We start from the raw sequence: 19,060 nt of genomic DNA, 5'->3' as shown, positions 1-19,060 counted from the left end.
AAATGACAAGGTTATGACAGCAATATAATCTTTTTAAAACTGTCCTCCGCCGCGTTTGCGCGTACAGAAAGCAAGTTGATTATTTTGGCAAGGATTCCCTATGTTTGACCCTACTCTGCTCATTCTTCTGGCACTCGCCGCGCTCGGCTTTGTCAGCCATAACACCACCGTCGCCATCTCGATTCTGGTGCTGATTATTGTTCGCGTGACCCCGTTAAATACCTTCTTCCCGTGGATAGAAAAACAGGGCCTCACCATCGGGATCATTATTTTAACCATCGGGGTAATGGCGCCCATCGCCAGCGGCACGCTTCCCGCTTCAACCCTGCTGCACTCGTTTGTAAACTGGAAATCGCTGGTGGCGATCGCGGTGGGGATTTTTGTTTCGTGGCTGGGCGGGCGCGGCGTTACGCTGATGAGCAGCCAGCCCTCGCTGGTGGCGGGTCTGCTGGTGGGCACCGTGCTGGGCGTGGCGCTCTTTCGCGGCGTTCCTGTGGGGCCGCTGATTGCGGCTGGCCTTGTCTCTCTGTTTATCGGGAAGTCGTAGTCAGGCTGGCCATATAACGCGCCGGCGTCTGGCCCAGTCCCTTTCTGAACATGGTGATAAACGCGGTGGTAGAGTCGTAGCCGAGTGTCTGTGCCACCTGCTGTACCGATTTCCCACCGATCAAATGCTGTAACGCCACGATCAGCTGCAGCTGGTGACGCCAGCGGCGAAAGCTTAAACCGGTCTCTTTCACTACCAGCCGCGCCAGGTTGCGTTCGCTCATGGCAAAGTGGCTCGCCCACTGCGTCAGCGTCTGCCAGGCGGCGGGCTCTTCCGCCATTTTCTCGCTCATCAGCCGAATTTTAGGATGGGGCGAGACGGGCAGCTGCAGATGCTCCTGACGCTGGAGCGGCAGCTCGTCAAACAGAACGTCTACCAGGCGCGACGTGGCCGCAAGAGAGAGTTGTTCACGCGATTTTTCCGCCAGGGATAAAATCAGCTCCCGCACCAGAGGGGAGATTTTCAGGGTGCAGCAGCGGTCGGGCAAGCTTGCCGCCCCCGGTTCAATGAACAAAAAGCAGAGCTGCGCGCCCGGGGTGGCCCTGTTGCTGTGCGGCATCTGGCCGGGGATCCAGACGGCGTACTGGGGCGGAACCATCAGCATGGCATTTTCCACTTCGCAGGTGATCGCGCCGCCGAGGGCCAGAATCAGCTGCCCCTTACGGTGATGATGCCGGGGAATATACTGTTCCTCCGCCACCACGCGGATGCGAAATGCGACGGCCGCGTCGTGCTGGCTATCGGGATCATAGCCGTCCAGTCCCAGACCAATCATCAGTTTGTCCGATTTTAGCGATAAACTGTCATTTTAGCCTGATTTAAACCGCCGCGAAAATCGGTATTGTGTGCGCTCGCTTGAACGTATGAGAACATAATGACTACTGCTATTCGCACCTCAGGAAAACACGGCGCGCTGTTGATTGCAGGCATCCTGATGATTGCCACTACGCTTCGCGTCACCTTTACCGGCGCAGCTCCGCTGCTCGACACTATTCGTCTTGATTATGGCTTAAGCACGGCGCAAACCGGTCTGCTGACTACCCTGCCCCTGCTGGCTTTCGCCCTTGTCTCGCCGCTCGCCGCAGGCGTTGCCCGACGTATCGGCATGGAGCGCAGCCTGTTTGTCGCCCTGCTGCTGATTTGCGCCGGAATTGCACTTCGCTCGCTGCCTTCCGCCGCGCTGCTTTTCATCGGAACCGCGGTCATCGGCTGCGGAATTGCGCTCGGGAACGTGCTGTTACCCGGATTAATTAAGCGTGACTTCCCGGGCCAGGTAGCCCGACTCACCGGGGCCTATTCCCTGACGATGGGCGTCTCGGCGGCGCTTGGCTCAGCGATGATTGTTCCCCTGGCGCAGGGTAGCGCAGGCTGGCATGGCGCGCTGCTGATGCTGATGGCGTTTCCGCTGGTCGCGCTGCTGCTCTGGCTGCCGCAGTGGCGTCAGAAACACGTTGCGACGGTAACGGGCGCTGGCGCGCTGCATAATCGCGCCATCTGGCGCTCGGCCCTCGCCTGGCAGGTGACGCTCTTTTTGGGGATTAACTCGCTGATTTACTACGTCATCATCGGCTGGCTTCCGGCGATATTGCTCAGCCACGGCTACAGCGAAGCGCAGGCCGGCTCGGTGCACGGGCTGTTGCAGCTGGCCACGGCCGTGCCGGGGCTTGCCGTTCCGCTGGTTCTTCACCGTCTGAAAGACCAGCGGGGGATCGCCGGCGCGGTGGCGCTGATGTGCGCGGTAAGCGCGGCAGGGCTATGGTTTATGCCTGACATGGCGGTGATGTGGACGCTGGTGTTTGGCTTTGGCTCCGGAGCAACGATGATCCTCGGCCTGACGTTCATCGGTCTGCGCGCCAGCTCCGCGCACCAGGCTGCGGCGCTGTCCGGCATGGCGCAGTCGATTGGCTATCTGCTCGCCGCCTGCGGCCCTCCGCTGATGGGGAAAATTCACGATAGCGCGGGAAATTGGCAAATCCCGCTTCTGGGCTGCGCTCTGGCCGCCGTGATAATGGCACTCTGCGGCGTGCTTGCCGGGCGAGACCGGGAGATCGCGCCCCGTTAAAGACTGTGGCAGACCATCGGGTCTGCCTTTTCCTACCCGCGAGCCGCGCGCAGCATCGCCTGCACCAGCACGACCGGACGGCCTTCCAGCGCGGCACGCTCATGCTGGAATAAGGTGATCACGAAGAACGGGTGCGTAACCAGTTCTGCGGCGCGAATTTCCCCCTGTTCGTCCCAGCCCGTAACGTGCATGTCACCGCTTTCCAGCGCCTGTGCAAACGCCGGCGACACGCCATAGTTACAGTGATAGCCCTCTTCAATTTCCGGCTTGCCGTACGCTTTCGCGATCAGCGTATTTTTGCGCAGCTCAATGGCATCGGTTTTTTCCACCAGCGAGCAGGTCAGCGGCGCAATCACCATGGTGCCTTCGGTATCCGTCTCGGCATGTGCCGCATCGGCCCAGCCCAACACATTGCGCGCATACTCAATCAGCGCGTGCTGGAATCCGCCGCAGGTGCCCAGGAACGGTACGCCGTTTTCACGCGCGTAGCGCGCGGCGATAAAGGCCGCCTCGGTGTTTTTATAGGGGCTGGCAGGCACCAGCCAGATGGCATCGTAGCCCACCAGATCTTCAGGGCTTGTCAGCTCAGTGGTGGCAAGCCAGTCGTAATCGGCGGTGAGGTCAAGGACTGCGGCGGCGTCGTCAATCGCCAGCGGGATCGCCTGATGCGCAATAACACTGGGATTGTAATCGCCTACCAGCGCAATGCGCAGCGTCGTTTTAACCGGGAGGTGTTCCATGAAAGGTTCCTTATGCCAGAGTATTATCAGATAACATAAGGAACCTCAAACTACCGATCTTCTGCAATTATCACAATACCTTAAATTGGGAGGGTGGAATTATGATTCAATGCAAACGCGTATACGAGCAGGCTGGTCCGGACGACGGCTATCGGGTACTGGTGGACAAACTGTGGCCGCGCGGGGTTAAAAAAACGGACCTCGCCTATGATGAATGGTGCAAAGTGCTCACGCCCTCGAATGAATTACGCAAGGCCTTTCATAGCGAAACCATTGATTTCGCCGCCTTCAGCAAAGCCTATCGGGAAGAGCTGGCGCAGCATGCTGACGAGGGAATGCGTCTGGCGACGCTGGCGAACAGGCAGACCGTCACCCTGCTCTTTGCTGCCAAAGACACGAAGCAAAATCACGCCCTGGTATTAGCCGACTGGCTGCGCCATCTCTGATCAGCCGATCGCCAGCTCGTCAAGCATTTGCGGCGCTTCATCGGGGGTGAGCGGCATCAGATGTTCGGCGCGGACAAAGGCAAAGCCGTGCTGATTGTCAAAGGCGTAAACATCGCCCGTCACCAGCCAAAGCGCGCGATCGGCGGTAGCGGGTAATTGCGTCATCACGCCGTTGACCGGGTTAACGAAACGCAGGCCGGGCTGACACAGGCCAAACAGCTCAACAGATTTACCAATATTGCGACGGCCTGACGCCGTGCGGGCACCGATGATCATCGCCATGCTGCCCGGTTTAAGCTGAAACATACTTCTCTCACGGTAAGGGTAGCCAGGAACTGGCTAAGAATAATCCTAAAGAGAAGTGTATCGCAGGCACTATAGGTCTGTCACCTGGCAGGTTGCGGACGATCGCGACGGTAGAGCGTCCATTCATCAATCACTTCGCCCCCCGGTAGTTTGCACTCCGTGCGTACGCCCTGCGGGCTTTGAACCGGGATCTGTTCCCCGCCTTTCTCCAGGCAGTACACGGAGGCCGGGTTCGCCATACCGATAGCGTGCGGTGGTTTCGGCGCATCGGGTGGGGTTGTTTTCGCGGTGCAGGCAGCCAGGGGAAGCGCCAGCGCCAGAAGCAGAAATCTCATCTCATTGATCCTTGTGACATCATGACAATCTAAGGTTAACGGGTCATCGCCCCTTTCTCCATAATTTCTCCATTTTAACTGCACTTTTCAACACTATAGTGTGGCATGTTCTCGATATGACCAGAGAACATCATTCCGTAATCAAGATGTCTTTGCCCCGGTCTCAACAACGGGGCCTTTTTTTCACTGCTGATGCCCTCTCCCTGCATATATTAAATTTTTTTTATTCATGTTTTACTATGCCTGAAGTCTAAAAATTCAGCATAACATGCAGATGCAGACGTCTTCTGCCTGGGAGTCATTCTACGTCATGTCGGATATTATCCTTGCCCGTGTTTCAGAAACCCTCGCCACTGAACAATCCCTTGAAGGTCTCGTTCGCCAGCTGCTGGAGATGCTGGAGATTGTGACTGACATGGAGTCGACTTACCTCACCAAGGTAGATATCGAAGCCCGACTGCAGCATATCCTCTACGCCCGCAACAGCAAGCAGATGACAATTCCTGAGGGGCTGAGCGTCCCATGGGATGAAACACTGTGCAAGCGCGCGCTGGATAGCGACACCGTATTCAGCAACGACGTTCCCGAACGCTGGCCGGAGTGCGAGGCGGCGAAAGCGCTCGGCATTACGACCTACATGAGTATTCCTGTCCATCTTGCGGATGGTTCATTCTACGGAACGCTTTGTGCCACCAGCACGGCCAGAAAGCCGCTTAGCGAGCGCGGTGAACAGGTTCTGAAGTTATTCGCCGGTCTGATTGCCCAGTCCATTCAGAAAGAGTCGCTGGTAAACCAGCTTCGCGAAGCCAACGCAGCCCTCATCGCGCACTCTTACACGGATGCCCTTACCGGTTTACCCAACCGTCGCGCCATTTTTGAAGATTTGACCACGCTGTTTTCCCTGGCGCGTCACCTTAAACGTAACACCGTCATCGCGTTCATCGATCTGGATGATTTCAAGCTGATTAACGATCGCTACGGCCACGAGGCTGGCGACCAGTTCCTGATTGAAGTGGGCAAGCGTCTGACGGAAGAAAAACAGCAGGACGATATCATTGGCAGGCTGGGCGGCGATGAGTTTCTGGTGGCGTCGTTGAGCACATCCCACAGCGAAGGAGATAACGCGCAGGTCACGCTGCTCAAAACGCGTCTCAGCGCCTGTATTGCCGGTGAATACTGGCTGGGTAGCGTCAACCTCATTTACCCCGGAGCCAGCGTCGGCGTTATCGAAGTGGACCCTCAGATAACCGATCCGGACAGCGCATTACGCGACGCAGATGTCGCGATGTATCAGGATAAGAAAGGAAAAAGCAAAACACGCTTTCTCACTATCGATTAACCCCGTACACTCTACGGCGTTACAAAAACCGAAACAGGTGATGATATGAGAATAGGGATCCTCTTCCCGGTCGTTATTTTTATAACGGCGGTGATTTTTTTAGCATGGTTTTTTGTCGGTGGTTACGCGGCGCCTGGGGCATAAATGAGAAAAACGACCCTCGTTATGCTGATCGTTGCCATCGCGGCATTTGCCGGCACGCAGCTTGGCTGGTGGTAAACGCCACTACGTAAAAAGGCCGCCATCTGGCAGCCTTTTTTAACGCTTGTAAGCCTTAGCTTTTGATTTTTCTGTAGATAAACAGAACAACCAGCGCACCAATCACCGCGACAGCGAAACTGCCGAAGTTAAAGCCATCGACTTTGCCAAAACCGAACAGCGTACTGATCCAGCCGCCGACTACCGCGCCGATAATACCCAGTATTACGGTGACGATAAACCCACCGCCATCTTTGCCCGGCATGATCCACTTCGCCAGAATACCCGCAATAAGCCCAAAGATAATCCAGGATAAAATTCCCATAACTTTCCTCTCTGTATGGTTTTTGTCATTAAATCAACGACACAAAAAAGAATAGCACAGGATTTCAGAAAGGAAATTTGTGATAGGCATCACAATGAGAGAGTGCGCAATTATTCATCAACAAAAAGAGCCTGCCGCATAAACTGTGGGGTTGCATCTTTTGTTGAGAAAGATTATCTTTCTCAACACTGAATAGTTGAGCGTAACACTCAGGTATTCAGTACGACATTGCTCACATTGCTTCCAGTATTTCTTGCCCACTCCTGAGTGGGCTTTTTTTTCTGTTCATACCCCAACAAACGCGTACCGGTTACGTCCTGCGCGTTTTGCCTGGTAGAGCGCCTGGTCAGCGGCAATAATGATATTCTGCTGGCTGCCCGCGATGTCGACCGCACGCGCGGTAGAAATCCCGACGCTTACCGTCACCCGCCCGAAGGGGCTAAAATCATGCGCGATTTGCAGGGAGAACACGTTGCGAATGATCGTCTGCGCCAGTCGAAGCGCCTCCTGGATATCCGTATCAGGCAATATCAGCGCAAACTCCTCTCCGCCGTAGCGCGCTACAATCTGATTATCACGGGTAAGGCTCTCCCTGAGACTGTTTCCCAGCAGCGTCAGACACCGGTCCCCTTCCGGATGGCCGTAGTTATCGTTGTATTTTTTGAAGTAGTCCACGTCCACAATCAGTATCGAAATCGCTGCGTCATGCGCGGCACAAGTCGCGATTTCCGAGAGGATTCTTTCATCAAAAATGCGACGGTTGTACAGCCCGGTCAACGCATCCTCGGAAGCGATAATCTTCAGCGCCTTATTATCTCTGGTTTTTCTGGATAAGTCGGAATACAGGAAGTATGACGCGACGATAAGTATCGCAGTGAAAACGAAAATGAGCAGCGCCAGCTGAATAGCCTGCTTGCGCCACGGAGCGAGGGCTTCATCAATGCTGACGGCCACGGTGGTCACCAGCCCGTAGCGTCGGTTTTTCTCATAGGCGTAAATGCGTTCGATTTTATCAAACCGCGAAACGGAACTGGCTATCCCGGTATTTTGTACCTTTAGGTATTTCCTGAAGAGGGGTGAATCAGAAAAAATCGTGCCGACGTAGGTATTTTTAAAGGGGTGACGGACCAGCAGCACGCCGGATTGTGTCGTTAAGCCAATGACGCCCAGGTGACCAATATTAATCTGCCCGTAAAGCGCGAGAAAATTCTCGATACCCAGCGTCACCACCACGACACCGTTAAATGCCCCGGTGTGGGTTTCAAGGCGACGACTAATGGTAATGACCCATTTGCCATTGGTTCTGCTGACCACGGGCTCACCAATAAAAATCTGCTGATTTTTATTTTCCTTGTGATAGATAAAAAATGACCTGTCCGATCCTTTGCGTGGGCCTGTAAAAGTTTCGTGCAACGCGGTAAAGATATCGCCCTGAGCGTCGTATACAACCACATTATTAATCTGGGTAAGAAGATTATCCTGATTATTTATCATCCGCTGAATATTGGTCGCCTGTTGCGGCGTCATGCCATAAATTTCGATTATGTCGGAAACGGTAGTAATTAACATTTCGCTTTGGCGCATGATCCCCTCGGTGTAGACATCAAGGGTATGGCTCAGGTTAGCAACGCTGGTATTAATTTGCTGAATTGACTGCTGTCTGGACGTGGCAATTTGGACGGCAAGCGACAGCGAGATGATCAATGAGACAATGATGACGGTAATGGTTGTTGTGTAAAAAGTATTTTTCACATGCACGAGCTTTTCCACCTTATCACGCCTGACATCCCTGGCTGACAACTCTTGTCACTGTAACAAAGCTCGGGATAAGAGGAAAATGAATTGCACTTAAGCATACAACAGAAGCTCGTCTTTATTTCGTTTTACAAACTAACGGTCTCCCGGGGTTTAGATAAAATAACTTTAATAAAATCGATATAGGAGACGGGTTTACCAAAATAATATCCCTGTAACAGGGTTATCTCATTACGGTTGAGATACTCCAGTTGCTCTTTTGTTTCTACACCTTCAGCGACAATGCGCAAAGAGAGTTTTTTCGCCAGGTCAATGACGCAGTCCAGCAGGATCGTTGAGTCCTTTTCCTCTGAAACCCGGTTCACAAAGCTTTTATCAATTTTAATATAATCAATGGCCAGCGCATTAAGGCATGACAGCCCGGAATAACCCGTACCAAAATCATCCAGGGCAATAACAAAGCCGGCGTTATGCAGCATGTTGAGGTTTTCCACAAGGTGAGGATTATCAACCAGCGGTTCACGCTCGGTCACCTCGAGAACCAGTTTGACCTCTTTACCCTGAAACCCCTTCCCGAAGACGCGGCAGTCACCGATAAATGAAGGCGCATTAATATGCCTGGCGCTGATGTTCACCCCGATATGAAACCCGTCCGGTAGCTTAGGCAAAAGCGGCTTAAGCTGGGCCACCACTTTCGCCATCAATCCTTTGGTCAGCGGGATAATCAACCCGCTACGTTCGGCAATAGGAATAAAGACATCCGGCGGGATAAAGCCTGACTTTGGATGCTTCCATCTTGCCAGGACCTCAACGCCGTACAGCCCGCCAGTATCGCCGTTCACGATCGGCTGGTAATAAGGCTCGATCTCCCCCTGCAAAATCGCTTTACGCAAATCGTCTTCAAATGAGGTGCTTTTCCCCTTGTATCGGCGAATCAAAATGCCCACCGCCACCGATAGCGCGAGAATAAGCAGTATCAGGCTCCATCCCTGTTGCAAAAGCCGCGTCAGGCTGAAAAAGGCAGGAGGTTGCCAGGCCAGGCTAAAGGGAAATTGCGTTGATGCCGTAAGCGACCCCGTCCAGGAGGCCGCTTTCCAGCCCCTCACATCGCCGTTGCGAACAAGCATGCTTTCGCCGACAACCAGCCCCAGATCCACGCTGTTCGATGCACTTGCAATGACGTCCTGCAAATGCGCGTCACTGATGCTGACAATGACGCGCCCTCCCGCGATGGGCATCTGGAAGATAAGCACCGGAATGCCGTTCACCAGTCGATTGCCGGGTAACAGCATCAATTTTTCGGCAGGTAACGTCTCAGGATGAATAATCAACACGCCATTCCCGGGAAGGGAAGTACAGATGATTTTCCCCTGCAGCTCGATCATGATGGCGCGCAGATGCGGTTTTAGCGCTGCCTCTGTCCCCAGCGCCAGCTGTCCGCTACTGGTACACCCTTGAGCCGCAACGCGCTTTGCCGTGCTGGCCGCACTGACTGCTTCAGCCAGAATGTTTTCTATTTTTTGGGTGCTGGCCGTGGCGGTATGACTATTACTCAGCTTCGCCATCTGCCATAGCTGCCAGTTAATAATCAAAATGCCGCTCAGAAAAAGAAACAGAGCGCTAAGAATAGGGATCATCACGTTGCGCACGATGTTTTCCTTAATAGAAAAAACAAGCATGGATGTTCTGGTAGAAGAGCCTGTGCTATCCCGGTATTGCATATAACAATGAAAATAGCTTAGCTGAGAATTGTCTTAAAAAACTGATACTTTCGTATGAGTTCACCTGCCGGCATTTACTCACATGACGTGACTATCAGGCTTGTTCCTTGCCCTGGCTGTGTTAAGATTTGTGAAATCAGGGAGCGGACTGGATATCTGGAAAATGAAAAAGCTCATTGCCATTGCTATCGTTTCGACGCTTCTGGTCTTCCTGTCTCTTTATGCGGTCAATGCTGTAATCATCGGTCAGCAGAAGAGTAAACAGCGTGAAATATCCCGTACCCTTTTACATTATTCAGAAGACGTGTCCCAAAGCGTGGCGCTGGGTCTCAAAAGCATCACGACGCAGGGATGTGATAAAACCAGCCTCGATCGCTACAGACAAATTAAGCTTAATAATCTTTATTTTGCCGATATCGCGGTGATGCTGCCAACTTACTGATTTAGTGTATGATGGTGTTTTTGAGGTGCTCCAGTGGCTTCTGTTTCTATCAGCTGTCCCTCCTGTTCAGCTACTGACGGGGTGGTGCGTAACGGCAAAAGCACTGCCGGACATCAGCGCTATCTCTGCTCTCACTGCCGTAAAACATGGCAACTGCAGTTCACTTACACCGCTTCTCAACCCGGTACGCACCAGAAAATCATTGATATGGCCATGAATGGCGTTGGATGCCGGGCAACCGCCCGCATTATGGGCGTTGGCCTCAACACGATTTTCCGCCATTTAAAAAACTCAGGCCGCAGTTGGTAACCTCGCGCATACAGCCGGGCAGTGACGTCATCGTCTGCGCGGAAATGGACGAACAGTGGGGATACGTCGGGGCTAAATCGCGCCAGCGCTGGCTGTTTTACGCGTATGACAGGCTCCGGAAGACGGTTGTTGCGCACGTATTCGGTGAACGCACTATGGCGACGCTGGGGCGTCTTATGAGCCTGCTGTCACCCTTTGACGTGGTGATATGGATGACGGATGGCTGGCCGCTGTATGAATCCCGCCTGAAGGGAAAGCTGCACGTAATCAGCAAGCGATATACGCAGCGAATTGAGCGGCATAACCTGAATCTGAGGCAGCACCTGGCACGGCTGGGACGGAAGTCGCTGTCGTTCTCAAAATCGGTGGAGCTGCATGACAAAGTCATCGGGCATTATCTGAACATAAAACACTATCAATAAGTTGGAGTCATTACCCGATATCGGCTTTATTGAGAAGGGAAAAATAGTCTGTACCGCTTTTTGGGGGAAACTCGCGACGCCCGTTGCACTTCCTGCAGAACTGCATAAAACGCCGAGGGGCTTTCTCCTGGCCCAGTTTTCGAGAAAAGACTTTTTCACGGGCAATGCGGCAATTTATAATAATATTATTATCTTCACCTCCCGCTATGCTTACGATAAATTCACCCCGGTCACCGCAAGCTATTCGCTCAGTGCTACCACCAAAGACTTCGGCAGAGTCTTTTTTTCGGCCGCCACGGAGCTAAATCAGCAGAGCTGGCTGCATTCGACATTGTTTACCCTGACCCTGACACAGTGCAGCGCCTTCTGGGACCTGTGCGTCATCGTGCAGCATCACGACGCCGGGCTCGCCTCGTTACCTCCGTTTATCTTTGCGCTTCTCGCGGTCATTCTCTGTTTTATCTGGATTGCGATAACGTTATTTATCTTCCGTATCTATGAAGACCGTTTTTCTCTGGAACGTACGCTGATAAAAGCCGTCCTCACGAATACCATAAGCGTTAACTATCAGCCCATTATTCGTATTCACGATCAAAAAATCGTGGGTGTAGAAGTTCTGTCGAGATGGCGCGACCAAAAACACGGGGACGTCTCTCCGGAGCTGTTTATCCCATTAATTAAGAAGATCGGTCTGTATAAAAAATATTACAGTAATATTATCGAAAAATCCCTTTCCGAAATTGCCCCTCTGGCGATAAAACACCAGCTGATAGTCTCAATAAACGTTGGGCACAAGGAAATTGAAGATGGACAGTTCATTACCATTTTGCGTCGTGCGTGTTTTGCCAATCACCTTCCCCTTTCCCTGATGAAGGTCGAACTTTCTGAGAAAGCCGTTTCCACGGCAGATATCCTCGAGGGATTCTGTCAGGAGCTGAAATCGCTCGGCGTTAAAATATCAATAGATGATTTTGGCGTGCAGAACTCGAACCTCGCCCGCCTTTCGCTGCTTGAATATGATGAAATCAAAATTGATAAGTCGCTGGTGGACGGCATCAGCGAGCATTATAAGCAAAACATCTTTGCAATCTTCTGCGATGCCCTTGCAAGATTGAATAAAACGCTTGTTTTCGAGGGCGTGGAAAATGAAATTCAATATCGCTTTATTGCAAGCAGATATCCCGATGCGCTGATTCAGGGATGGTATTTTTCAAAAGCACTCACCCGGAGCGAGCTGGCGAAGCGACTCACCGGGGTCGCACCGTAACCCGAAGCCTTGCGCGTCCGTTTTTTTCCAGTCGGGCATTTCTATTTTTTACGCAAAAACATATAGTCGTCACATTCAGACGGTAGATTACCCTGAAGCACACTCTTATTTTGGTTAAAAACGTGAAATTATCCTTACTATTCCCAGTGGTACTCTTTTGTCTGACCGTTATTTTCGCGCTGTTTATCGACGCCCCCGCGTCGCATATTCTGCGGAAAAAATGCATGTGGTCCGATAGCGTGATGCTGAGCTGTATCGCCAAGCATCAGCATAACGGTTTTTGAAGCAGACTATTCATTTCCCCACTGATTGAGGAAGTTCGCAATATCATCAACGCGACCCGCACGGATCCCGGCCTCAGTGGCCATATCCTGCTGGGCTTCCTCGCTAATCTCCTCATTATTCGATAAACGGGTGAGCAGCAGCTGGAAATAATGTGCCAGCGCGTCGCGCTCTGACTCAGCGACCTGCTCAGCGGCTTCCGTCGCGTACTCATCGGCAATGTCATAATATTTCAGTGGGATATCGTTGTTCATAACAGTCTCGTCGCTAACCTGTAAGGGTAAAGCCATCAGTATATCGGACGCCCTATCTCAACCAAAGCATTGCTTCAGATGAGTAACGCAAGCAGCGCTGCGAGAGCGGGCGCGGCCTGTACATACAAAATTTTTCGGCTGGCGGTGGCTGCGCCAAAGAGTCCGGCGATCAGCACGCAGGTAAGGAAGAAGATGGCCACCTGAATCCCCTTTTCCCCGAGCCAGAGGCTCCAGAGCAGACCGGCCGCCAGAAAACCGTTATACAGCCCCTGATTCGCGGCCAGCACGCGGGTCTCGCGCGCAAAATCAGGACGCAGATTAAAGGCCTTATGCCCTGTTTTGGTATTCCACAGGAACATTTCCAGCACAAGAATATAAAGATGGATGAATACAACGACAGCGATAAGGACGGTGGCTAACATCGTGTTGTCTCCCGCAGGCAGAGGCAAAAAAAACGGGAACCCTCAGGCCCCCGCTCTTGTTTAACCCAGAATCTGGATTACATATTCGCGATAATCGCGTCGCCAAACTCTGAGCATTTCAGCAGCTTAGCGCCTTCCATCAGACGTTCGAAGTCATAGGTTACGGTTTTCGCGTTGATCGCGCCTTCCATACCTTTAACGATCAGGTCTGCGGCTTCGAACCATTCCATATGACGCAGCATCATCTCTGCGGACAGGATGATAGAGCCTGGGTTCACTTTGTCCTGACCCGCGTATTTAGGTGCAGTACCGTGGGTCGCTTCGAACAGGGCGCACTCGTCACCGATGTTCGCGCCAGGGGCGATACCGATACCGCCAACCTGAGCTGCCAGGGCGTCAGAGATGTAGTCACCGTTCAGGTTCATACAGGCAATTACGTCGTATTCTGCAGGACGCAGCAGGATCTGCTGCAGGAACGCATCGGCGATCACATCTTTAATGATGATCTCTTTGCCGGTGTTCGGGTTCTTAATCTTCTGCCATGGGCCACCGTCGATCAGCTCACCGCCGAACTCTTCTTTCGCCAACTGGTAGCCCCAGTCTTTGAACGCGCCTTCGGTGAACTTCATGATGTTGCCTTTGTGAACCAGAGTCACAGAGTCACGGTCGTTGGTGATCGCGTATTCGATGGCCGCACGCACCAGACGTTTAGTACCGTCTTCAGAGCATGGCTTGATGCCGATACCGCAATGCTCAGGGAAGCGAATTTTCTTCACGCCCATCTCTTCGCGCAGGAATTTAATCACTTTTTCTGCGTCAGCTGAGTCCGCTTTCCATTCGATACCCGCGTAGATGTCTTCTGAGTTTTCGCGGAAGATAACCATATCGGTCAGTTCAGGGTGCTTAACCGGGCTTGGGGTGCCCTGATAGTAACGAACCGGACGCAGACACACGTACAGGTCCAGCTCCTGACGCAGTGCCACGTTCAGGGAACGGATACCGCCGCCAACTGGCGTCGTCAGTGGGCCTTTAATAGCAACGCGGTAGTCGCGGATCAGGTCCAGCGTTTCTGCTGGCAGCCAGACGTCCTGGCCATAAACTTGAGTAGATTTCTCACCGGTGTAAATTTCCATCCAGGAAATTTTACGCTCGCCTTTGTAGGCTTTCTCAACAGCGGCATCAACCACTTTCAGCATCGCCGGGGTAACGTCTACACCGATACCGTCACCTTCGATGAACGGGATAATCGGATTGTGAGGAACGTTAATCTTGCCGTTTTGCAGGGTGATCTTTTTACCTTCCGCCGGAACAACTACTTTGCTTTCCATTAACCTCTCCTTCGAGCGCTTCTGGTTGTTACTGATCTTATGTTAATAAATTGTAATGAGCCCTTCGATAGTACCTGATTGTCCTGCGCCATGAAAGGTCTTCGTTATTAGGCTATAATGCGGCAATTGATAACGCCTGAAAATACCATGAAGAAAACTTCTTTTACAAAACACCGGGTTGAGCGATTCAGCTCGCGACAAGCCGCCAGAAGACCGCAGGAAACCCAGCCGAAGCGGGTTATTTTGTTCAATAAACCCTACGATGTTTTGCCGCAGTTTACCGATGAAGCCGGGCGCAGCACGCTGAAGGACTACATTCCTGTTCAGGGTGTCTACGCGGCCGGGCGCCTGGACCGCGACAGCGAAGGCCTTCTGGTCTTAACCAACGACGGCGCGTTGCAGGCAAAGCTCACGCAGCCGGGCAAACGCACCGGCAAAATTTACTTCGTCCAGGTGGAAGGCGAGCCGGATGACGCGACACTAGAAGCACTACGCAGCGGCGTGACGTTGAACGACGGCCCAACCCTGCCCGCAGGTATTGAACGCGTGAATGAGCCGGAGTGGCTGTGGCCGCGCAACCCGCCGATTCGCGAACGCAAATCCATCCCGACAAGCTGGCTCAAAATCACCCTTTATGAAGGCCGCAACCGCCAGGTTCGCCGCATGACCGCACACGTCGGCTTCCCTACCCTGCGTCTCATTCGCTACGCCATGGGCAGCTACACCCTGGAAACGCTGGCAAACGGCGAATGGCGCGACGTCACCCCTTAAGGAGTCACTATGTTTAAACCTCATGTCACGGTTGCCTGCGTGGTCCACGCCAGGGGTAAATTCCTTGTTGTTGAAGAGAGCATTAACGGCAAAGCGCTGTGGAACCAGCCTGCCGGACACCTTGAAGCCAATGAAACCCTGCTGCAGGCAGCAAAACGCGAGCTGTGGGAAGAGACCGGTATTCACGCTGAGCCCCAGCACTTCATCCGTATGCACCAGTGGATCGCGCCGGATCACACCCCGTTTCTGCGCTTTTTATTCGCCGTTGAGCTTAGCGAAACGTGCGCCACAGAGCCGCAGGATGACGATATCGATCGCTGTCTTTGGGTCACCGCCGACGAGATCCTGAACGCGCCAAACCTGCGCTCGCCGCTGGTTGCGGAAAGCATTCGCTGCTGGCAGTCTGCTGGCCGCTTACCGCTGGACGTCATCGGCGCATTTAACTGGCCGTTTACAGAGGGTGTCAATGGTGGGGGGGCGTGATAGAATACGCCGCCTTGAAGTTCAATGTCGTGAGTATTCCATGTCAGATAACAGCCAGAAAAAAGTGATCGTCGGCATGTCCGGCGGTGTCGATTCCTCCGTTTCCGCCTACCTGTTACAGCAACAGGGCTATAAGGTGGAGGGCCTGTTCATGAAGAACTGGGAGGAAGATGATGGCGAGGAATACTGCACCGCCGCAGCGGATCTCGCCGACGCGCAGGCCGTATGCGATAAGCTCGGCATTGAACTGCACACCGTTAACTTTGCCGCAGAATACTGGGACAACGTTTTTGAACTGTTCCTGGAAGAGTACAAAGCGGGCCGCACGCCGAACCCGGATATTCTGTGCAACAAAGAGATCAAATTTAAGGCCTTCCTGGAATTCGCCGCGGAAGATCTGGGCGCTGACTACATCGCGACCGGTCACTACGTGCGTCGCGCAGACGTGAATGGCAAAAGCCAGCTGCTGCGCGGTCTGGACGGCAACAAAGATCAAAGCTACTTCCTCTATACGCTGAGCCACGAGCAAATCGCCCAGAGCCTGTTCCCGGTCGGCGAGCTGGAAAAGCCGCAGGTGCGTAAAATCGCCGAAGAGCTGGACCTCATCACCGCGAAGAAAAAAGACTCTACCGGCATTTGCTTCATCGGCGAGCGCAAATTCCGCGATTTCCTGGGACGTTACCTGCCTGCTCAGCCGGGTAAAATTGTCACCGTCGACGGGGAAGAGATTGGCCAGCATCAGGGGCTGATGTACCACACGCTCGGCCAGCGTAAAGGGCTGGGTATTGGCGGGACCAAAGAAGGTAGCGAAGATCCATGGTATGTTGTCGACAAAGACGTCGAAAACAATATTCTGGTTGTTGCCCAGGGTCACGATCATCCGCGTCTGATGTCCGTTGGCCTTATCGCGCAGCAGCTTCACTGGGTCGATCGTGAGCCGCTGAAAGGCACCCTGCGCTGCACGGTGAAAACACGCTACCGCCAGACCGATATTCCTTGCACCATTACCGCGCTTGATGACGATCGCATTGACGTGCGTTTCGACGAGCCGGTCGCGGCCGTCACCCCGGGTCAGTCTGCTGTCTTCTACAGCGGCGAAATCTGTCTGGGCGGCGGGATCATTGAACAGCGCCTGCCGCTGCCTGCTGTTTAATACGATTCACACATAAAGGAGAGCGTGTGGCGAAGAACTACTATGACATCACCCTGGCGCTGGCGGGAATTTGCCAGTCAGCCCGTCTGGTGCAACAGCTGGCGCATCAGGGTCATTGCGACGCAGATGCCCTGCACGTTTCACTGAACAGCGTTATCGATCTCAACCCCGGCTCGACCCTGGGCGTGTTCGGCGGCAGTGAAACTAATCTTCGTCTCGGTCTTGAAACCCTGCTCGGCGTGCTTAACGCCAGCAGCCGTCAGGGATTAAACGCGGAGCTGACCCGCTACACGCTGAGCCTGATGGTGCTGGAGCGTAAGCTGAGCGCCGCAAAAGGCGCAATGAATACCCTGGGCGATCGTATTGCCGGGCTGCAGCGCCAACTTGACCATTTTGATCTGCAGTCCGAAACGCTGCTGAGCGCTATGGCCGGCATTTATGTTGACGTCATCAGCCCGCTGGGGCCGCGTATTCAGGTCACCGGATCCCCTGCCGTGCTGCAAAGTCCGCAGGTACAGGCAAAAGTGCGCGCGTCCCTGCTGGCAGGTATCCGCGCCGCCGTGCTGTGGCACCAGGTGGGCGGTGGCCGCCTGCAGTTAATGTTTTCTCGTAATCGCCTGACCACTCAGGCAAAACAAATTCTTGCTCATTGTTAACCTCCCGGAGTTGCGAATTATGGAATTATCCTCACTGACCGCCGTATCCCCTGTCGATGGACGCTACGGCGATAAAGTCAGCGCGCTGCGCGGGATCTTCAGCGAATATGGTTTGCTGAAGTTCCGTGTTCAGGTTGAAGTACGCTGGCTGCAAAAGCTGGCCGCCCAGGCAGCAATCAAGGAAGTTCCTGCTTTTGACGAAAAGGCAAACGATTACCTTGATAAAATCGTTGCCGAGTTTAGCGAACAAGACGCCGCGCGCATTAAAACCATTGAACGCACCACCAACCACGACGTGAAAGCGGTTGAGTACTTCCTGAAAGAGAAAGTGGAAAGCGTCCCTGCGCTGCATGCCGTGTCTGAGTTCATTCACTTCGCCTGTACCTCTGAAGACATCAACAACCTGTCTCACGCGCTGATGCTCTCCACCGCGCGTAAAGAGGTGGTGCTGCCTTACTGGCGTAAAATCATCGACGCGGTAAAAGCGCTGTCCGTGGAATACCGCGACATTCCGCTGCTCTCCCGTACCCACGGCCAGCCAGCCACCCCATCCACGATGGGTAAAGAGATGGCGAACGTCGCGTACCGTATGGAGCGCCAGTACCGTCAGCTGGAGCAGGTTGAGATCCTCGGCAAAATCAACGGCGCGGTCGGTAACTATAACGCCCACATCGCCGCTTACCCGGAAGTGGACTGGCACCAGTTCAGCGAAGAGTTCGTGACCTCTCTGGGCATTCAGTGGAACCCGTACACCACGCAGATTGAGCCGCACGACTATATCGCCGAACTGTTTGACTGCATCGCGCGCTTCAACACCATCCTGATCGACTTCGATCGTGACGTGTGGGGCTACATCGCCCTGAACCACTTCAAGCAGAAAACCATCGCCGGTGAAATCGGCTCTTCCACCATGCCGCACAAAGTGAACCCAATCGACTTCGAAAACTCCGAAGGCAACCTGGGCCTGGCGAACGCCGTGCTGCAGCATATGGCAAGCAAACTGCCGGTATCCCGCTGGCAGCGCGACCTGACCGACTCCACCGTACTGCGTAACCTGGGCGTGGGCATTGGCTACGCGCTGATCGCGTACCAGTCCACCCTGAAAGGCGTGAGCAAACTGGAAGTGAACCGTGACCGTCTGCTGGACGAGCTGGATCACAACTGGGAAGTGCTGGCGGAGCCAATCCAGACCGTGATGCGCCGTTACGGTATCGAAAAACCGTACGAGAAGCTGAAAGAGCTGACCCGCGGCAAACGCGTTGACGCCGAAGGCATGAAGCAGTTTATCGACGGTCTGGCGCTGCCGGAAGAAGAGAAAACGCGCCTGAAGGCGATGACCCCGGCGAACTACATTGGCCGCGCTATCACCATGGTCGACGAGCTGAAGTAACGCCCCTCTCCCCCTTTTCGCCCGAAAAGGGGGATGCTTTTCCCCGGTTTACTCAATGTTTATCCCCACAACAACATAATCAGCGTTAAACTATTCATACCAATTAT

At 53.6% G+C, this 19,060-nt stretch carries 22 protein-coding genes and 1 pseudogene; 13 read left to right on the top strand and 10 right to left on the bottom strand.

The annotated features are described in order from the left end of the window. Positions 1-100: 100 nt before the first annotated feature. Complete coding sequence (locus LBF07_RS20205; RefSeq protein WP_024908579.1) at positions 101-547, top strand: DUF441 domain-containing protein; 447 nt, start codon at positions 101-103, stop codon at positions 545-547. Here LBF07_RS20205 and LBF07_RS20200 read toward each other — a convergent pair. Then, positions 531-1,322, bottom strand: coding sequence for a helix-turn-helix transcriptional regulator (locus tag LBF07_RS20200; RefSeq protein ID WP_047061599.1), 792 nt, complete (start codon positions 1,320-1,322; stop codon positions 531-533). The genes LBF07_RS20205 and LBF07_RS20200 overlap by 17 nt on opposite strands. Positions 1,323-1,421: 99 nt before the next feature. Here LBF07_RS20200 and LBF07_RS20195 point away from each other — a divergent pair, with 99 nt between their 5' ends. Continuing rightward, on the top strand, positions 1,422-2,609 hold the full coding sequence (locus LBF07_RS20195) for a CynX/NimT family MFS transporter (RefSeq protein WP_094935564.1): 1,188 nt from the start codon (positions 1,422-1,424) through the stop codon (positions 2,607-2,609). Between the two features lie 32 nt (positions 2,610-2,641). Here LBF07_RS20195 and LBF07_RS20190 read toward each other — a convergent pair whose 3' ends face one another. Then, entirely contained in the window at positions 2,642-3,349 is a 708-nt protein-coding gene (locus LBF07_RS20190; RefSeq protein WP_033145239.1) for a CTP synthase, read from the bottom strand. 101 nt (positions 3,350-3,450) lie between these two features. Here LBF07_RS20190 and LBF07_RS20185 point away from each other — a divergent pair, with 101 nt between their 5' ends. Next, positions 3,451-3,795, top strand: coding sequence for a DUF488 domain-containing protein (locus LBF07_RS20185; protein WP_058840809.1), 345 nt, complete (start codon positions 3,451-3,453; stop codon positions 3,793-3,795). On the opposite strand, the gene LBF07_RS20180 is transcribed toward LBF07_RS20185, so the two are convergent. Next, positions 3,796-4,101 (bottom strand): hypothetical protein, encoded by a 306-nt coding sequence (locus tag LBF07_RS20180; protein WP_023311247.1) that lies wholly within the window; start codon positions 4,099-4,101, stop codon positions 3,796-3,798. It lies immediately after the preceding gene. A gap of 80 nt (positions 4,102-4,181) precedes the next feature. Next, the gene (locus LBF07_RS20175) at positions 4,182-4,436 is read right to left on the bottom strand and encodes a DUF333 domain-containing protein (protein ID WP_039262011.1); all 255 of its coding nucleotides are present in this window, start codon (positions 4,434-4,436) and stop codon (positions 4,182-4,184) included. A gap of 310 nt (positions 4,437-4,746) precedes the next feature. On the opposite strand from LBF07_RS20175, the gene LBF07_RS20170 reads away from it, so the two are divergent. Then, positions 4,747-5,775: a sensor domain-containing diguanylate cyclase gene (locus LBF07_RS20170; RefSeq protein WP_094935585.1), complete on the top strand. Its 1,029-nt coding sequence runs from the start codon at positions 4,747-4,749 to the stop codon at positions 5,773-5,775. Positions 5,776-5,820: 45 nt separating this feature from the next. Next, the gene (locus tag LBF07_RS20165) at positions 5,821-5,919 is read left to right on the top strand and encodes a YoaK family small membrane protein (RefSeq protein ID WP_029739841.1); all 99 of its coding nucleotides are present in this window, start codon (positions 5,821-5,823) and stop codon (positions 5,917-5,919) included. 130 nt (positions 5,920-6,049) lie between these two features. Here the strand turns inward: LBF07_RS20165 and LBF07_RS20160 are convergent, their stop codons facing one another. The 3 genes from LBF07_RS20160 to LBF07_RS20150 all read right to left on the bottom strand — a co-directional run bounded on the left by LBF07_RS20160 (position 6,050) and on the right by LBF07_RS20150 (position 9,702). After that, positions 6,050-6,298 (bottom strand): GlsB/YeaQ/YmgE family stress response membrane protein, encoded by a 249-nt coding sequence (locus tag LBF07_RS20160; protein WP_006174788.1) that lies wholly within the window; start codon positions 6,296-6,298, stop codon positions 6,050-6,052. A gap of 285 nt (positions 6,299-6,583) precedes the next feature. After that, positions 6,584-8,068: a diguanylate cyclase gene (locus LBF07_RS20155; RefSeq protein WP_370642431.1), complete on the bottom strand. Its 1,485-nt coding sequence runs from the start codon at positions 8,066-8,068 to the stop codon at positions 6,584-6,586. A 113-nt stretch (positions 8,069-8,181) separates the two neighbouring features. After that, positions 8,182-9,702, bottom strand: a complete 1,521-nt coding sequence (locus tag LBF07_RS20150; RefSeq protein ID WP_094935584.1) for a cyclic diguanylate phosphodiesterase — start codon at positions 9,700-9,702, stop codon at positions 8,182-8,184. Positions 9,703-9,937: 235 nt separating this feature from the next. On the opposite strand from LBF07_RS20150, the gene LBF07_RS20145 reads away from it, so the two are divergent. The 3 genes and pseudogenes from LBF07_RS20145 to LBF07_RS20135 form a co-directional block, all read left to right on the top strand. Further along, positions 9,938-10,216 carry a hypothetical protein gene (locus tag LBF07_RS20145; protein ID WP_342707345.1) on the top strand — a complete coding sequence of 93 codons (279 nt, stop codon included), beginning with the start codon at positions 9,938-9,940 and terminating at the stop codon, positions 10,214-10,216. A 33-nt stretch (positions 10,217-10,249) separates the two neighbouring features. After that, positions 10,250-10,947, top strand: a protein-coding gene (locus LBF07_RS20140; protein WP_103178130.1) for an IS1-like element IS1B family transposase whose coding sequence is annotated in 2 segments (ribosomal slippage) — positions 10,250-10,499 and positions 10,499-10,947 — 699 coding nt in all. Because the reading frame shifts where the segments join, the coding sequence is not laid out codon by codon here. Beyond that, positions 10,946-12,214 (top strand): annotated as a pseudogene (locus LBF07_RS20135) (EAL domain-containing protein); the annotation flags it as partial. The gene LBF07_RS20140 and the pseudogene LBF07_RS20135, both read left to right, overlap by 2 nt. 290 nt (positions 12,215-12,504) lie before the next feature. Here LBF07_RS20135 and LBF07_RS20130 read toward each other — a convergent pair. From LBF07_RS20130 to icd, 3 genes are all read right to left on the bottom strand, one after another. After that, on the bottom strand, positions 12,505-12,750 hold the full coding sequence (locus tag LBF07_RS20130) for a DUF2543 family protein (RefSeq protein WP_058840812.1): 246 nt from the start codon (positions 12,748-12,750) through the stop codon (positions 12,505-12,507). A 74-nt stretch (positions 12,751-12,824) separates the two neighbouring features. After that, entirely contained in the window at positions 12,825-13,172 is a 348-nt protein-coding gene (locus LBF07_RS20125) for a DUF1304 domain-containing protein (protein WP_094935562.1), read from the bottom strand. Positions 13,173-13,249: 77 nt separating this feature from the next. Then, complete coding sequence (gene icd / locus LBF07_RS20120; protein WP_032657958.1) at positions 13,250-14,500, bottom strand: NADP-dependent isocitrate dehydrogenase; 1,251 nt, start codon at positions 14,498-14,500, stop codon at positions 13,250-13,252. Positions 14,501-14,617: 117 nt separating this feature from the next. Between icd and rluE the strand changes: the two genes are divergently transcribed. The 5 genes from rluE to purB are packed head-to-tail and all read left to right on the top strand — an operon-like array spanning position 14,618 to position 18,953. After that, complete coding sequence (rluE, locus tag LBF07_RS20115) at positions 14,618-15,271, top strand: 23S rRNA pseudouridine(2457) synthase RluE (protein WP_094935561.1); 654 nt, start codon at positions 14,618-14,620, stop codon at positions 15,269-15,271. A gap of 9 nt (positions 15,272-15,280) precedes the next feature. Continuing rightward, complete coding sequence (locus tag LBF07_RS20110; protein WP_033145233.1) at positions 15,281-15,754, top strand: NUDIX hydrolase; 474 nt, start codon at positions 15,281-15,283, stop codon at positions 15,752-15,754. 40 nt (positions 15,755-15,794) lie between these two features. Continuing rightward, a complete protein-coding gene (gene mnmA, locus LBF07_RS20105) occupies positions 15,795-16,907 on the top strand; it encodes a tRNA 2-thiouridine(34) synthase MnmA (RefSeq protein ID WP_032657963.1) in 1,113 nt (370 codons plus the stop codon). Between the two features lie 26 nt (positions 16,908-16,933). Continuing rightward, on the top strand, positions 16,934-17,563 hold the full coding sequence (gene hflD, locus LBF07_RS20100) for a high frequency lysogenization protein HflD (protein ID WP_032657965.1): 630 nt from the start codon (positions 16,934-16,936) through the stop codon (positions 17,561-17,563). A 19-nt stretch (positions 17,564-17,582) separates the two neighbouring features. Then, a complete protein-coding gene (purB, locus tag LBF07_RS20095; protein WP_008500757.1) occupies positions 17,583-18,953 on the top strand; it encodes an adenylosuccinate lyase in 1,371 nt (456 codons plus the stop codon). Positions 18,954-19,060 lie beyond the last annotated feature (107 nt).

It is taken from the genome of Enterobacter cloacae complex sp. ECL352 (assembly GCF_020149545.1).
Classification (GTDB): Bacteria; Pseudomonadota; Gammaproteobacteria; order Enterobacterales; family Enterobacteriaceae; genus Enterobacter; species Enterobacter asburiae_B.
The sequence above is the reverse complement of the archived record's forward strand: the minus strand, read 5'-3'. Positions and strand labels throughout refer to the sequence as shown.